The sequence below is a fragment of the Acinetobacter sp. 802_lipA genome (genome assembly GCF_058242885.1).
In genome coordinates this window covers 2,329,483-2,343,857 of record NZ_JBZAYP010000001.1, presented here as the reverse complement: position 1 = coordinate 2,343,857, position 14,375 = coordinate 2,329,483, and the positions used below count along the sequence as shown (strand labels likewise).

General features: G+C 42.5%; 14 protein-coding genes and 1 pseudogene. 10 read left to right on the top strand and 5 right to left on the bottom strand.

Translation table 11 applies throughout. The features are described 5' to 3' along the window. The first annotated feature begins 10 nt into the window (after positions 1–10). The 4 genes from holA (at position 11) to AC4CU3_RS11600 (ending at position 5,861) form a co-directional block, all read left to right on the top strand. Complete coding sequence (gene holA, locus AC4CU3_RS11615; RefSeq protein WP_178928285.1) at positions 11–1,000, top strand: DNA polymerase III subunit delta; 990 nt, start codon at positions 11–13, stop codon at positions 998–1,000. A gap of 115 nt (positions 1,001–1,115) precedes the next feature. Next, positions 1,116–2,450 carry a MacA family efflux pump subunit gene (locus AC4CU3_RS11610; protein ID WP_178928286.1) on the top strand — a complete coding sequence of 445 codons (1,335 nt, stop codon included), beginning with the start codon at positions 1,116–1,118 and terminating at the stop codon, positions 2,448–2,450. Positions 2,451–2,452: 2 nt separating this feature from the next. After that, positions 2,453–4,444, top strand: coding sequence for a MacB family efflux pump subunit (locus AC4CU3_RS11605; RefSeq protein WP_178928287.1), 1,992 nt, complete (start codon positions 2,453–2,455; stop codon positions 4,442–4,444). 10 nt (positions 4,445–4,454) lie between these two features. Beyond that, the gene (locus tag AC4CU3_RS11600; protein WP_279045219.1) at positions 4,455–5,861 is read left to right on the top strand and encodes an efflux transporter outer membrane subunit; all 1,407 of its coding nucleotides are present in this window, start codon (positions 4,455–4,457) and stop codon (positions 5,859–5,861) included. A gap of 57 nt (positions 5,862–5,918) precedes the next feature. On the opposite strand, the gene AC4CU3_RS11595 is transcribed toward AC4CU3_RS11600, so the two are convergent. The 3 genes from AC4CU3_RS11595 to orn form a co-directional block, all read right to left on the bottom strand. Next, positions 5,919–6,722, bottom strand: a complete 804-nt coding sequence (locus tag AC4CU3_RS11595; protein ID WP_004697637.1) for an enoyl-ACP reductase FabI — start codon at positions 6,720–6,722, stop codon at positions 5,919–5,921. A gap of 144 nt (positions 6,723–6,866) precedes the next feature. After that, positions 6,867–7,601 carry a Bax inhibitor-1/YccA family protein gene (locus tag AC4CU3_RS11590; RefSeq protein WP_490738217.1) on the bottom strand — a complete coding sequence of 245 codons (735 nt, stop codon included), beginning with the start codon at positions 7,599–7,601 and terminating at the stop codon, positions 6,867–6,869. 158 nt (positions 7,602–7,759) lie between these two features. Next, the gene (gene orn, locus AC4CU3_RS11585; RefSeq protein ID WP_004697635.1) at positions 7,760–8,314 is read right to left on the bottom strand and encodes an oligoribonuclease; all 555 of its coding nucleotides are present in this window, start codon (positions 8,312–8,314) and stop codon (positions 7,760–7,762) included. 124 nt (positions 8,315–8,438) lie between these two features. Here orn and rsgA point away from each other — a divergent pair, with 124 nt between their 5' ends. From rsgA to secB, 4 genes are all read left to right on the top strand, one after another. Next, a complete protein-coding gene (gene rsgA, locus AC4CU3_RS11580) occupies positions 8,439–9,497 on the top strand; it encodes a ribosome small subunit-dependent GTPase A (protein ID WP_178928290.1) in 1,059 nt (352 codons plus the stop codon). A gap of 97 nt (positions 9,498–9,594) precedes the next feature. Then, entirely contained in the window at positions 9,595–10,002 is a 408-nt protein-coding gene (locus AC4CU3_RS11575) for a rhodanese-like domain-containing protein (RefSeq protein ID WP_004697633.1), read from the top strand. A gap of 19 nt (positions 10,003–10,021) precedes the next feature. Continuing rightward, complete coding sequence (gene grxC, locus AC4CU3_RS11570; RefSeq protein ID WP_004697632.1) at positions 10,022–10,276, top strand: glutaredoxin 3; 255 nt, start codon at positions 10,022–10,024, stop codon at positions 10,274–10,276. A gap of 27 nt (positions 10,277–10,303) precedes the next feature. Then, entirely contained in the window at positions 10,304–10,753 is a 450-nt protein-coding gene (secB, locus tag AC4CU3_RS11565; RefSeq protein ID WP_004697631.1) for a protein-export chaperone SecB, read from the top strand. A gap of 46 nt (positions 10,754–10,799) precedes the next feature. Here secB and AC4CU3_RS11560 read toward each other — a convergent pair whose 3' ends face one another. Continuing rightward, positions 10,800–12,080: a transposase gene (locus AC4CU3_RS11560; protein WP_490738215.1), complete on the bottom strand. Its 1,281-nt coding sequence runs from the start codon at positions 12,078–12,080 to the stop codon at positions 10,800–10,802. Positions 12,081–12,356: 276 nt separating this feature from the next. Between AC4CU3_RS11560 and AC4CU3_RS11555 the strand changes: the two genes are divergently transcribed. Beyond that, complete coding sequence (locus AC4CU3_RS11555) at positions 12,357–13,238, top strand: IS982 family transposase (protein ID WP_019767920.1); 882 nt, start codon at positions 12,357–12,359, stop codon at positions 13,236–13,238. Here AC4CU3_RS11555 and tnpA read toward each other — a convergent pair. Continuing rightward, entirely contained in the window at positions 13,225–13,632 is a 408-nt protein-coding gene (gene tnpA / locus AC4CU3_RS11550) for an IS200/IS605 family transposase (RefSeq protein ID WP_490738213.1), read from the bottom strand. The genes AC4CU3_RS11555 and tnpA overlap by 14 nt on opposite strands. Before the next feature lie 20 nt (positions 13,633–13,652). Here tnpA and AC4CU3_RS11545 point away from each other — a divergent pair. Then, positions 13,653–14,360, top strand: a pseudogene (locus tag AC4CU3_RS11545) (RNA-guided endonuclease InsQ/TnpB family protein); the annotation flags it as partial. Between the last annotated feature and the right edge of the window lie 15 nt (positions 14,361–14,375).

Here is a 14,375-nt window from a genome sequence, read left to right as displayed (position 1 = left end):
TTTATTAACAATGAAACTTGACTATTTGCAAGCCTTAAAACGTGTCGATGAAGCTCGCGGTGTGTGGATTATGCAAGGTCAAGAACCATTGCTTGAGCAAAATTTACTGGATGCGTTTCGAGCAAGTTGGCAAAAGCAAGAAATTGAACGACAACGGCATGACATTAGCAATGTCAATGACTGGAAAAATGTCTTTAATGCACTCTATAGTTTGTCCTTATTTTCAAGTCAGCTTGCCATTGAAGTTCATGGCAATATTAAGCCCGATGCTAACGCTTTAAAGTTGCTAAAAAGCTATATCCAAAACAATGAACAGAACTTGCTTTTGGTGGTGATGCCAAAACAGGACAGCGCCAGCCTAAAAACGGGCTTTTTCCAAACGGTTGAAGCCAATGGCGTGCATGTTGCCCTGACCGCAAATTATCCGCGTGACCGTCAGCAGATTTTAAGCATTGAAGCAGATAAGCTTGGGGTTAAACTGAGTCAGGATGCATGGCAATGGTTAGAACAACACCATGAACACAACTTACTCGCAGCTAAAAATAGCTTAATGCGTGTCAGCGACACCTTTGCCGAGGTTGAGCTGATTCAGATTGATCATTTACATGCCTGCTTACAAGACCAGTCCCGCTATAGTACTTTCGATTTGAGTGATGCTCTGCTCGAAGGCAATCTGGCGCAATCGATTAAAATTTACCAATACCTGATTGCCTCAGGTGAACCCCTTAGTCTGATTTTGTGGAGTATCAGTAAAGAAATGCGTTTACTCATGCAACTGTTTGAGCAACCGCAAAATGCACTACAACTGGGGATTTGGAAGAATAAAGTCAGCGTCTATCAACACGCCTTACGTCGACTGAACCCGCAGTGCTTTTTAACGTGGCCCAGTCTCCTGCTTCGCATTGATGCTTCGATTAAAGGTTTGGGGCATGAAAATGCTGAACATGTCGTGATGCAAGCCATTGCAACGCTGTGTGGAAAGTCACTCTTTCCCGCTTAAATTACCGCAACGAGTCTTTTAAAAATAATAATCATTTCTATTTGTTCAAAAAATTCACGATTTATCCGTATTTCGCTTTTATACTATCTGCAATTCTGTTTACTCCCTGATTCCAATGCAAAAAATAAAAGCTGTCAAAATGGTTATCGCGGTACTCTGTGTTGCCGTACTTGCTTATGTCGCGTGGACATATTTCAAACCAAAACAAGAACAACCACAGTATATTAGCGAATCCGTCACTCGTGGTGATCTTGAAAATACGGTATTGGCGACAGGTACTTTAGATGCAACCAAACTGGTGAGTGTCGGCGCACAGGTCTCAGGTCAAGTACAGAAAATGTATGTGCAACTGGGCGATGAAGTTAAACAAGGTCAATTGATTGCGCAGATTGATTCAACCACTCAAGAAAACAGCTTTAAAACAGCAGAAGCCAATATTAAAAATTTGCAAGCGCAGCGTCTACAACAGGAAGCCAGTCTTAATGAGGCGCAACTGGCATATAAGCGTCAACAGCAAATGTATGCGCAAGATGCCACATCAAAAGCAGAATTAGAATCGGCTGAGGCCAGCTATAAAACAGCACAAGCACAAATTAAAGCGATTGATGCACAGATTGAATCTGCAAAGGTGACTAAGTCGACCGCGCAAACCAATATCGGATATACCCGCATTGTGGCACCGACTGATGGTACCGTGGTGGCGATCGTGACTGAGGAAGGTCAAACTGTAAACGCCAATCAAAGTGCGCCGACTATTGTTAAAATTGCAAAATTACAAAATATGACCATTAAGGCGCAGGTCAGTGAAGCGGACATCATGAAAGTTGAAAAAGGCCAACAGGTGTATTTCACCACTTTAGGTGATGACAGCAAGCGTTATGCTAACCTACGTCAAGTTGAGCCCGCGCCAGACTCGATTACCGATGAAAGTACCACCAGCACATCAACCAGCACCGCAATTTACTACAATGCTCTATTTGATGTACCCAACCATGATGGCAAGCTACGTATTGATATGACTGCACAAGTCTACATCGTGCTCGATTCTGCAAAAAATGCGTTATTAGTCCCTTCTTCTGCAATTTCAACTCGTCCTGCAAATGCAAAGCGGAACAGCGGTTCAAATACGCAAGCAGCGTCATCGACACAAAGCAAATCGGACTCAGACCGACCTCAAGGTCCGCGACTTGAACGTCTGAATTTAAATGCAGCGCAACAACAATTGGTCAAAGAAGGTAAAGCTACGCTGAGCGTAGTCCGTGTCTTACAAGCGGATGGCTCAGCTCAACCCAAACAAATTTTGGTGGGTATCAATAACCGCGTCAATGCACAAGTGCTGGCAGGCTTAAAAGAAGGCGATCAAGTGGTGATTGCAGACAGTTCGGAGAATACTGCCGCTTCTGCCAATAGCAGCAACCGCCGTCGTAACAGTCCACCAATGGGAATGTAAGCATGACCAAAAAAGCCTTACTTGAAGTCAGCAATTTGGTGCGAGAGTTTCCAGCTGGCGAAAGTACTGTCCAAATTCTCAAAGGCATTGACCTGACCATTTACGAAGGTGAATTGGTTGCCATTGTCGGCCAGTCGGGTTCAGGTAAATCCACCCTGATGAATATTTTGGGTTGTCTCGACCGCCCAACCTCAGGAAGTTATCAGGTTAATGGTCGCGAAACGGGTAAACTCGAACCGGATCAATTGGCCGAATTACGTCGTGAGTATTTTGGTTTTATTTTCCAGCGTTACCACCTTTTAGGCGACTTAACCGCAGAAGGTAATGTTGAAGTCCCTGCGGTTTATGCAGGGGCAACACCGTATGCACGTAAACAACGTGCCACTGCTTTACTGACAGAATTAGGGCTGGGCAATAAAACTCAAAACCGACCAAGTCAACTTTCTGGGGGACAGCAACAACGTGTCTCGATTGCACGTGCGTTGATGAACGGCGGTGATGTCATTCTCGCTGACGAACCGACAGGTGCCCTAGACTCGCATAGTGGCGTGGAAGTGATGCGGATTTTGCGTGAGTTAAATGCCGCAGGCCATACCATTATTTTGGTCACCCACGATATGCAAGTGGCGAAAAATGCCTCGCGGATTATCGAGATCAGCGATGGGCAAATCATTGCAGACCGTGTCAATCAACCTGAGCATGACACTGAACTACACAGCGACCCTGATGCAGAAACTGCGATTTCTGCCCAGCAAGAAAAAAATAAAAGTGTCTCTGCATGGCGTTCTCTGCTCGACCGTTTAGGTGAAGCCTTCCGTATGGCACTTTTGTCCATGAATGCACACCGCATGCGAACCTTTTTGACCATGCTCGGCATTATTATCGGGATTGCCTCCGTCGTGACGGTGGTAGCTTTGGGAAATGGATCACAACAACAGATTTTAAGTAACATCAGTAGTTTAGGAACTAACACGATTACGGTGTTCCAAGGTCGCGGTTTTGGTGATAACTCCAAAATGGCCAACTTTAAAACTCTTGTTCCTGCCGATGCTGAAGCGCTCGCCACCCAACCGTATGTGAGTGCGGTTAGTCCAATGGTGAGTTCATCCAAAACCATTCGCTATCAACAGAGTGAAGCCAATGCCACCATTAATGGTGTCGGCGGTGATTATTTCACAGTGAAAGGCCTGACCTTCAAAAATGGACAAACCTTTGACCAGCGGAGCGTCCGTGACCGCACCCAAGACGTGGTCATTGACACCAATACACAAAAACAGTTTTTTAGTGATGGTAGCAGTCCAATTGGGCAAGTTGTACTTTTGGGCAGTGTTCCTGCACGCATTATTGGTGTCGTCGAACCACAAACCAGTGCTATGGGTTCCGATGATACTTTGAATGTCTATATGCCCTACACCACGGTCATGAGTCGTATGCTCGGTCAAAGTAATGTGCGTAATATCGTGGTGCAAATCAACGATAAGTACTCCACCAGCGCGGCTGAAAACGCAATTGTGAACTTACTCACCTTGCGTCATGGTCAACAAGATGTGTTCACCATGAACAGCGACAGTATTCGCCAAACCATTGAAAAGACCACCAGTACCATGACTCTGCTGGTTTCCGCAATTGCCGTGATTTCTTTGGTGGTAGGTGGTATCGGTGTAATGAATATTATGTTGGTTTCAGTGACCGAACGGACGCAAGAAATTGGGGTTCGGATGGCAGTGGGTGCGCGTCAAAGTGATATTTTGCAGCAGTTCCTGATTGAAGCCATTTTAGTCTGCCTGATTGGTGGGGTTTTAGGCGTGTTGCTCTCACTTGGCTTAGGACAAATCATTCAAAAATTTGCTGGGGGCAATTTCGGGGTTGCTTACTCAACCACGTCTATTATCGCCGCATTTGTATGCTCGACTTTAATTGGTGTGGTGTTTGGTTTCTTGCCTGCAAAAAATGCAGCCAAACTCGACCCTGTTGCAGCACTTGCCAGAGAATAAGGAAAAAAATATGCCTTTTTTATTAACGCGCCTTTGTACCGCGATGCTGCTTGGTAGCACGTTGGTTGGCTGTGCAGCTGTGGTTAAAACACCTTATCAAGCGCCAGCGGTACAGACGCCATCTCAGTTTCAATACGACAAAGCAACATCGCAACAACGTCAACAAGCCTTGTATGCAGATCAATGGTGGACGCTATTTGGCGATGCACAACTCAATCAACTGGTCGATGCTGTGCTCGCAAAAAATGCCGATTTGGCCGTTGCAGGGATGACCTTAAAACAAGCACGCTTACAAGCAGAACTGGCTGAAAATCAGCAAAAGCCACGAGTGAACTCTACGGTGTCTACAGGTCATCAGTTTGACTTGAACTCAGGCAATGACAGCTCAAGTGGTCTGTCTTTGGGTGCTGGCTTAAGTTATGAAGTCGATTTATTTGGTAAATTGGCCCGTCAAACTGAAGCAAAGCGATGGGAAGCACTGGCAACTGAGCAAGATTTACAAGCGACTGCTCAAAGCTTAATTGGCACCACGGCGAAGCTATATTGGCAGTTGGCCTATTATAATGAAAGTCGTACAACGGCCGAGCAAAGCCTTGCAACCTCACAAAAACTCTATGACTTGGTTAAAGTTCAGTATCAAGCTGGTGCTGTATCAAGACTGGACTTAACTCAAGCTGAACAGTCAGTACAAAGTCAAAAAGCCAGTCTGAGTCAAATTCAGCAAAGTCTGGTCGAGACCCGTACCGCAATTGCCGTGTTACTGCATATGCCTGTACAGCAGTTGAATATTGATGAACCAAAGCGTTTACCACGCTTAGCTTTACCAAGTATCGCAGCGGGCTTACCAGCCGACATTTTGTCGCGCCGTCCAGACTTAAAAGCGGCTGAGCTACGTTTACGAGAGAGTTTAGCCACCAAAGATGCCACCACGGCGAGCTATTATCCTTCGATCAGTTTGACTGGGAATCTTGGTTCAAGCAGTACCTCGCTAACGCAATTACTCAAAAACCCTGCCCTAACCTTAGGTGCGAGTTTAAGTCTGCCGTTCTTGCAATATAACGACATGAAACGGGAACTTGAGGTTAGTCAATTGGACTATGAAAAAGCCATCGTGCAATATCGTCAGACTTTGTACCAAGCCTTTGCCGATGTAGAAAATGCCCTGTCTGCACGAACTGAGTTGAGTCAACAAGTGCAATTGCAACAGCGGAATTTAGAACTTGCGGAGAAAGTGGAACGTTTGACCCAAGTCCGCTATCGCTATGGTGCTGTTGCTTTAAAAACCTTGTTGGATCAACAAGAAACCACGCGCACTGCGCGCTTAACCTTGGTCAATACCAAACAAAGCCAATACAACGCTTACGTGACCTTGATGCAAGCACTGGGCGGTAGCCCGATTCAACAGCTCCCTCAATAAAAAGTAGAATAAAAAACGGCACATGATGTGCCGTTTTTTTACATTTTAACTAAGCGATTAGTCATCGAGCATCAAGTCTGGGCTCATGCCTACAGTATTGAAACCTGCATCAACATACATGATTTCACCCGTAATACCATTTGCCCAAGGTGAGCAAAGAAATAATGCAGCATTACCGACATCTTCAATGGTCACATTACGTTTAAGTGGGGAAATTTTTTCGTTGACGTCTAGCATTTTACGGAACGATTTAATACCTGATGCCGCCAAAGTACGGATTGGGCCTGCTGAAATCGCATTCACACGAATCCCTTCTGCACCTAAACTTGACGCCAAATAACGTACGCCTGCTTCTAATGATGCCTTTGCCATACCCATTACATTGTAGTTTGGCATCACACGCTCAGAACCTTGGTAAGTCAAGGTCAACAAGCAACCTTGACGAACTAAAAGTAATGGCTTCGCAGCACGCGCCATAGCAATAAAGCTATATGCACTGATGTCATGTGCTACTTTAAAGCCATCACGATCCGTAACATCGGTAAAGTCACCATCTAAAGTATGCGCAGGCGCAAAACCAATCGAATGTACTACACCGTCTAAACCATCCCAGTGTTTTGCCAACTCAACAAAAGTCTGTTCAATTTCAGCATCGACAGCCACATCACATGGTAGAACAATCGTTGAACCAAATTGTGCTGCAAATTCATCTACACGTTTTTTCAGTTTTTCATTTGGATAGGTAAACGCAAGTTCCGCACCTTCACGGTGAAGTGCTTGAGCAATACCAAATGCGATTGATAATTTACTTGCAATACCCGCTACTAAAAAACGCTTTCCAGCCAATAGTCCTTGTGCCATGTGACTCTCACTCAAAATAATTTATCTGCATAATGCCAAGTTTAAGTTGAAACCGAAATTGCATAATGCGCCTTTTTTCAATTCATCAACATTCAATAACAAATACGCCCCAATGAAGGGGCGTATTTGTTAAAACTAACGAGATTAGTCGTCGCCACGCAGCATATTGAGTAGACGTAGGAATGAATAGTACATCCACACCAAAGTTGCTAGTAGCGCAATACCACACAGCCACTCCATCGCTTTCGGAGCGTGTTGTGCCGCAGCACTTTCAATCAAATCAAAATCTAGAATTAAGTTCAGTGATGCAATCACTGCAACAAAAGCGGAAAAACCTAGACCTAATAAGTTGTTTTCAAATAAAAATGGAATGCTTGAACCAAAAGCCAAACGCATAACCATCTGCACCACAAACACAATCGCGATGGCAATCGATGCTGACATCACTACCGATTTGAATTTTTCAGTGGCACGAATAATTTGAAAACGATACAAACCAAACATCACTAAAGTGGTGACAAAAGTTGCCAACAGCGCTTGTAAAGGTACACCCGGATATTTCGATTGAAAAATAACCGACACCCCACCTAAAAAAGCACCTTCAAACAAGGCATATGGAATGGCAAGGGTACGTGCGGTATTTGGTTTAAAAGTTGCAATCAGGCCTAAAATTAGACCACCAATCGCACCGACTAAGGTTGCAGCATAGGCCAGCGAAATATTTAAGGTCATGAAACAGTATAAAAACAGTGCCATACCGACCACAGCTGCAATCACTGTAAGTAATACAGACTTCTGAATAGCACCTTGAACAGTCATTGGTTGACTATAGTCCGCATGTGTTTCCACGCGGTTCAAAATAGGGTTATTACTTTGCATAACTCAACTCTTTGTTATAATTTAATTAATTTACTTTATCATAAAGCTTGTTTTAAACTTGTATAGCAAAAAAGTGTTTCTTTTTTCCACACAAACACCCTCAGCTCTATTCTATTCGATTTCAATAAAAAAGAGGCTAGCGCCTCTTTCTTTACTACTTATTTATTCATAATAAAAAAGTATTCACGATAATACTTCAGTTCCGCAATCGAATCACGAATGTCATCCATCGCTAAGTGTGAAGCATTCTTTTTCAAGCCACTCATAATTTCTGGACGCCAGCGTTTAGCCAACTCTTTTACCGAAGACACGTCTAAATTACGGTAGTGGAAATATTGTTCCATTTCAGGCATTAAACGGTGTAAAAAACGGCGGTCTTGGCAGATTGAATTGCCACACATTGGTGAGCTTTTTGGATTGACCCATTTCTTTAGAAATTCTAAAGTTTGCTGCTCTGCATCTTGCGCAGTCAATTTACTACGACGTACACGTTCAATTAAGCCAGATTGACCATGTTGGCGGGTGTTCCACTCATCCATTGCATTTAGCACACGGTCTGGCTGATGAACAGCAAGCACAGGCCCTTCAGCTAAAATATTTAAGTTATCATCCGTCACAATTGTAGCAACTTCAATAATTTGGTCATTATCCGTATCGAGACCTGTCATTTCAAGGTCAATCCAAATCAAACGCGTATCAGCGGTGCTGCTCATAAATGTGCAATCTTATTCGGCTTAAAAACGATGATAGTAGCAAATTAATTGCTTCGATGCTGTAACTGATACCCTGCTTCGTGCTATTTTTGCCATCTTGAATTCATGGTTTTTTAGGATATGAATGGCTTTAATTCGTAAACGTCGTTTAACTGAACAGCAACAACGTCGCATTCAGAAACAACAGCAAACACGTCAAGAAGATATCGACACTTCAAATGATTTAGAAGGCTTGGTGGTACAACACTACGGCCGTCAGCTTGAAGTGCAAGCCCTTACGACTCCAGATCCACATCCCATCAAACCGACGGTACAAGCAGGTGAACCTGAACCGTTTTGGAAACCAATTGAACTCGGCAGCATTTGGCGCTGTCATACACGCACCAACCTCGAACTACTGGTCACAGGTGATCGTGTCAAATGGCAAGCCGACCCAAATACGGGGCTCGGGATCATCAATGCCATACAGCCACGTCAGTCGCTACTGACTCGTCCAGACCGTTACCATAAAGTAAAACCTGTCGCTGCCAATATCAGCCTGATTGTGATTGTGTTTGCGCCACTGCCTGAGCCTGCACCAGGTCTGATTGACCGTTATTTGGTGGCCTGTGCCGATGCCAACATTCCAGCACTTTTGGTACTGAACAAAACCGATTTGCTCAAAGACAATGACCCGATTTTAGCGTTGATTGCGGAATATCAAACCTTAGGCTATGAAGTGATGCAAACCCAAGCCGATGGTGATTTAACCGCACTGACCCAGCGTTTAAAAAATGAAACCGTGGCTTTAGTTGGCCAGTCTGGGGTAGGTAAAAGCACACTGATTAATGCCATCGTGCCAGACGCTGCACAGAAAACCAATGTGATTTCTGAAAACTCAGCCTTAGGGCAGCACACCACGACCTCTACCCGTTTGATTGGTTTTGGCGAAGGCGCCTCGCTGATTGACTCACCGGGAATTCGTGAGTTTGGTTTATGGCATTTAGATACCGACAAAGTGCAACGTGGCTTTCCTGAAATTGAAAACTTATTGGGCTACTGTCAGTTCCGTAACTGTACCCATAAACATGAAAAACAATGCGCTTTACGCTTAGCTGCGGCAAATGGTGAAATTTTAACGCGCCGTTTAGACAGCTATTTACGTCTGATTGATGAAATTGCTGAAGCTCAGCAAAAAAATTAATTTTTATTCAACCTTAGCCCTTGAAGCGGTGATTTTGATCACCATATTTTATGAGCTATACTCTCTAGCAATTTTTGAATTGTAATTTAGGTGACTTGTGGAACGTTGGTTCGAGTTTATGGGGAATCACCCCTTCTTATTTGGAACACTTGCGGTATTGGTTGTTTTGTTTTTCGTACTTGAAGGACAACGCAATGGTCGCAAAATTTCACCACAATCTTTAGGTATTTTAGTGAAAGCTAAAAATGCCATGTTGATTGACTTACGTGATGCCAAAGATTTCCGTGAAGGTCATATTAGTGGAAGTCGCAACATTCCCTACAGCCAAATTACAAAACATGCTGAAGAGTTAAAAGCTGCAGATCGTCCACTCGTGTTCATCTGTAACTTAGGCCAAGTGGCAGGTACTGCTTTACAACAAGTTGCACATACTGACAGCTATCGTTTAGATGGCGGGATTAGCAACTGGAAGGCTCAAGGCTTACCACTGGTTAAAGCTAAATAATTCGCACAAGGAGAAACTCATGGCTCAAGTCACTATTTACTCAACGACTGTATGTCCATATTGCGTTCGCGCAAAGCAGCTCCTTGAGCGTAAAGGCGTTGAATATAAAGAAATTAATTTATCTAAAGAAGCGCCAGAAGTCCGCATTGAATTGATGCAACGCACCAATCACCGTACGGTTCCACAAATTTTTATTGATGACCAATTTATTGGTGGTTTTGATCAGCTTTATGCTTTAGAGCGTGAAGGCAAACTCGACCAACTATTGGCATAATTAGCTCAGCATATTAAGGATTAGAAAATGAGTGAAGCTCAACCACAACTTGCTTTAGAACGTATTTACACAAAAGATATTTCTTTTGAAGTTCCTGGGGCGCAAGTTTTTACCAAAGAATGGCAACCAGAGTTAAACATTAACTTGTCATCTTCTGCTGAAAAAGTTGATCCAACTCACTACGAAGTTTCACTTAAAGTGGTTGTACAAGCAAACAATGCAGGTGACACGGCGTTTATTGTCGATGTTACTCAAGCAGGTATTTTCCTTGTAGATGGTGTTGAAGAAGAACGTCTTCCGTACATCTTAGGTGCATATTGCCCGAACATCTTGTTCCCGTTCCTTCGTGAAGCGGTGAATGATATGGTGACTAAAGGCAGTTTCCCACAATTGTTACTTACACCAATTAACTTTGATGCTGAGTTCGAAGCAAATATGCAGCGTGCTCAAGCAGCAGCTGTTGAAGGTCAAGCTTAAAACTTTAAGCCCTTCAAACAAAAAAAGACCGCTTTTGCGGTCTTTTTTATCCATTGGAGCGTAAAACCTCGGGGTTTAGCCCATAGGTATCTACACATCTTGATGTACCTAATGCAATTGTTGCGATTTCATTCAGTTCATCTATTGAATATTCTGAGAGCAGTTGAAGAGTGTTCAGTAAAATCGAAAGTCCTGCCAATATTGCAGGTGCACTTTCCAACTTACCTCTCTTCTGCTGTCGGCCTGAAAGACGGGCCAGAAATATACGAATTTTCTGATTTTGTTCATCTTCAGAACGCTGTATTCGCCAAGTCAGTACACACACCATACTGCTGATCAGGAGCCGTCTTAAAATCGCTGCAGGTGTGGTCTGAAGCCATGATTCAACGTCATGGCCTGCCTGCTTCAGAAGCTTGAAATAGCACTCAATTGTCCAGCGCCAGTAATACCAGGTGGTTAATTCTACCGCATCAATCTCTGAAGAAACATTGCTGATCAGCGACCATCTCGCGACTGTTTTACCTTGAGCATCTTTCACCACAGCAACAATTAATCTGGCTGTAACTGCCTTGCCTGGCTGGGGAGCAACCCGTTGGCCTAAATCATCTTTTCTCTTCGGTTTTGCTGCACGCGTTATCCGAATATCGGTTTCTCCAACATGCAGCATATGCCTGTTTCCTTTATAAGCAATCGGCTTAACTTGCTGAGTTACTACTTTTTCTGCGACTTCTGCAACTTTGTAGGTTTCCCCTTGATGCTCAATCCGATGGCTTTCTTTGGCCCGAATCAACCATTTGAAACCATGGCTGCTGATTTCCCTCAAGTGGGCAATCGAGTCTCCTTCACGGTCAATGATATGGACTTTTGTTTTCTCAATCGGATACTGTTCAATCGTTTTGATTTGTTCTGCGAGTGAGTCCAAATGGGACTTGCGCTCGCTGTATTGTTCACTGAATGTGGAATAACAGCCGGATGCATCTGTTAGCGTCTGAGCTAATGGCGCAATTGGGAGCCCTGATGACGCATCGACAAGTAAACTGCTTTGCAATTCATAGCCTGAATTCGCCTCTGTTCTTTGAAGACGCCGAACCTTATGACTGTGCTTCACATACTGCAGTTGAGACCAGTCATGAACGATTAATGCATACTGATGCGGTGATGTCTTGATCTGTTCGCATGCAAGAAGCTTAATCGGCTGGTTTAATTGACTAAAAGAGATTTTATTATTATTCAGGAATCGCCAAACAGCCTGTGTAGTTGAGAAACTCGACTTTTGGGTAGAGGCCAGGTCTTTGATTGCGGGAGCAAGTGAAGCAAGAGGATTCATATTGAGTTTTACAAGGCTGTTATAACGTTTGACAAGACGCTGATCCAGACCAGAGATGTTAAATTGAAGAGCATGCTCTTCAATTTAACGCAAAGCTCGGAAATTGTGTAGATACCTATTGGTTTAGCCCGAGGATATAAGCGAGTGGCGTAAGCCATTAATGCGGTGTTTGCTGTTGTTGAATATATTGTTTACGCGAATCTCAACTTTTTAAGTCTTTGAAATAAAAAGGACATAACCCAATTTAATTTTCGACTAAGAAAAGCAAAGCAAGTTATGTCCATTTACGAATTTATCATTTCTGTATTTTTAATCATAGAGCAATTTTACTCAGCGATTGTCATTCAACCTTTAAGAAGTAGAGGATTTCCACCCGCTTTAAGTGATATTGAAATTCTTACTATACAAATTGTGGGAGAGTTTCTTGGCTTAGATTCTGATAAAAATATCTGGTTCTACTTTAAACACAATTGGTTTGAATGGTTTCCAAAATTAGGTTCCTATCCTAATTTTTGCAAACATTGTGCAAAATTATGGCATGTAAATCAACAGATTATGTCACAACTAAAATCTGTTTTCGGTTTAGATAATATTCATTTTATCGATGGCTTTCCTATACCTGTTTGTCGTTATGCTAGAGCAAAAAAACATAAAAACTTCAAAGAATCTGCAGGTTTTAGTTATTGTGCGGCTAAACAAGAAAAATATTATGGTTTCAAAGGACATATCGTTATTAACTTTTCAGGAATGATTACAGGCTATACTTTTGCTCCAGCTCATTGTGATGAACGTGATGTTGCACCAGAAATTACTCAAGATATTCAGGGATTACTTGGTGGTGATAAAGGATACTTAAGACCTGAATTAAAACACTATTTTAAGTACCAAGATATTGATTTACAAACACCTTATAGAAAGAACATGACTGATAGCAGGTCTAAGGAAGCTATGGCGAGGCTCATGAATGCTCGTAGAAAAATTGAGACTGTTATAGGTCAATTAACTGAACGATTTCACATTCAAAAAGTAAGAGCTAAAGATTTATGGCATTTAACGCATAGAATTACGCGTAAGATTCTTTCACATACCATTGCAGTAATTTTAAATACACGATTAGGAAATCCACCTTTACAACTGGAAAGCCTTATTCAAAGTTGAGATTGGCGTATTGTTTAATAATTCCAATTGGCGCACCGCCACATGAAGCAGCGAAGTAACTAGGCGACCACAAAGCACTGCCCCATAGCTTGTTTTTAATTTCAGGGTGTTTGGTTCTTACAATGCGACTTGAAGCACCCTTTAAACTATTCACTAAGCTAGAAATTGCTATTTTAGGTCGATAATTCACAAGCAAATGAACATGATCGTGTTCACCATCAAACTCTACCAACTCGGCTTCAAAGTCTAAACAAACACGCTCAAACACTTCACGCATTGTTTCAAGCATTGCTTTGGTAAAAACATCTCTACGGTATTTAGCCACAAAGACTAAATGTACATGCATATTAAAAACACAGTGGCGACCTGTTCTAATCTCTTGACTATTGCTCATAGACCAAATATATTTTAATCATGAAAACACTTAAATTACGCATAAAAGACAAACATTACAAGGTACTAGACCAACTCGCATCGGAAGTAAATTTTGTTTGGAATTATGTGAATGATTTAGGATTTAAACATCTAAAAAGAAAAGGTGAATTTCTTTCAGCTTACGATATTGCTAAATACACGAAAGGCACATCTAAAGAATGCAATCTGCATAGTCAAACTGTTCAAGCGATAACAGAAGAATTGGTTACTCGAAGAAAGCAGTTTAAAAAAGCAAAGCTAAAATGGCGGGTGAGTAATAAGAAGTCTGCAAGACGTTCTTTGGGTTGGATACCGTTCAAAAAGGTTGCAATCAAATATGCTGATGGCTACGTTCAGTATGGCAAGCATCAATTCAAGCTATGGGATAGCTATGGACTATCAAAATACAACGTCAAAACAGGCTCATTTGTAGAAGACAGTCGTGGACGTTGGTATGTTTGTTTAGTTGTTGATAAGACAAAACAAGTTAAATCAAAGGGTAATACCTCAATCGGTATAGATTTGGGCTTAAAAGACCTTGCAACCTGTTCAGATGGCGTAAAGCTCAAAGCCCCTCAAATCTATCGGCAATACGAACAAAAACTTGGCATTGCTCAACGTGCTAGAAATAAAAAGCGTGTTAAAGCGATTCATGCCAATATTAGAAACATACGTCAAAATACGCTACATCAATGTAAGCGTCCGCTGAACCCCATGTCTATT

Excerpts from the sequence above, each read along its gene's own strand:
- AC4CU3_RS11600 (WP_279045219.1), top strand. The coding sequence starts at position 4,455 with ATGCCTTTTTTATTAACGCGCCTTTGTACCGCGATGCTGCTTGGTAGC.
- AC4CU3_RS11605 (WP_178928287.1), top strand. The coding sequence starts at position 2,453 with ATGACCAAAAAAGCCTTACTTGAAGTCAGCAATTTGGTGCGAGAGTTT.
- tnpA (WP_490738213.1), bottom strand. The coding sequence starts at position 13,632 with ATGAGCAATAGTCAAGAGATTAGAACAGGTCGCCACTGTGTTTTTAAT.
- secB (WP_004697631.1), top strand. The coding sequence starts at position 10,304 with ATGAGTGAAGCTCAACCACAACTTGCTTTAGAACGTATTTACACAAAA.
- AC4CU3_RS11595 (WP_004697637.1), bottom strand. The coding sequence starts at position 6,722 with ATGGCACAAGGACTATTGGCTGGAAAGCGTTTTTTAGTAGCGGGTATT.
- orn (WP_004697635.1), bottom strand. The coding sequence starts at position 8,314 with ATGAGCAGCACCGCTGATACGCGTTTGATTTGGATTGACCTTGAAATG.
- rsgA (WP_178928290.1), top strand. The coding sequence starts at position 8,439 with ATGGCTTTAATTCGTAAACGTCGTTTAACTGAACAGCAACAACGTCGC.
- holA (WP_178928285.1), top strand. The coding sequence starts at position 11 with ATGAAACTTGACTATTTGCAAGCCTTAAAACGTGTCGATGAAGCTCGC.
- AC4CU3_RS11590 (WP_490738217.1), bottom strand. The coding sequence starts at position 7,601 with ATGCAAAGTAATAACCCTATTTTGAACCGCGTGGAAACACATGCGGAC.
- AC4CU3_RS11560 (WP_490738215.1), bottom strand. The coding sequence starts at position 12,080 with ATGAATCCTCTTGCTTCACTTGCTCCCGCAATCAAAGACCTGGCCTCT.
- AC4CU3_RS11610 (WP_178928286.1), top strand. The coding sequence starts at position 1,116 with ATGCAAAAAATAAAAGCTGTCAAAATGGTTATCGCGGTACTCTGTGTT.
- grxC (WP_004697632.1), top strand. The coding sequence starts at position 10,022 with ATGGCTCAAGTCACTATTTACTCAACGACTGTATGTCCATATTGCGTT.
- AC4CU3_RS11555 (WP_019767920.1), top strand. The coding sequence starts at position 12,357 with ATGTCCATTTACGAATTTATCATTTCTGTATTTTTAATCATAGAGCAA.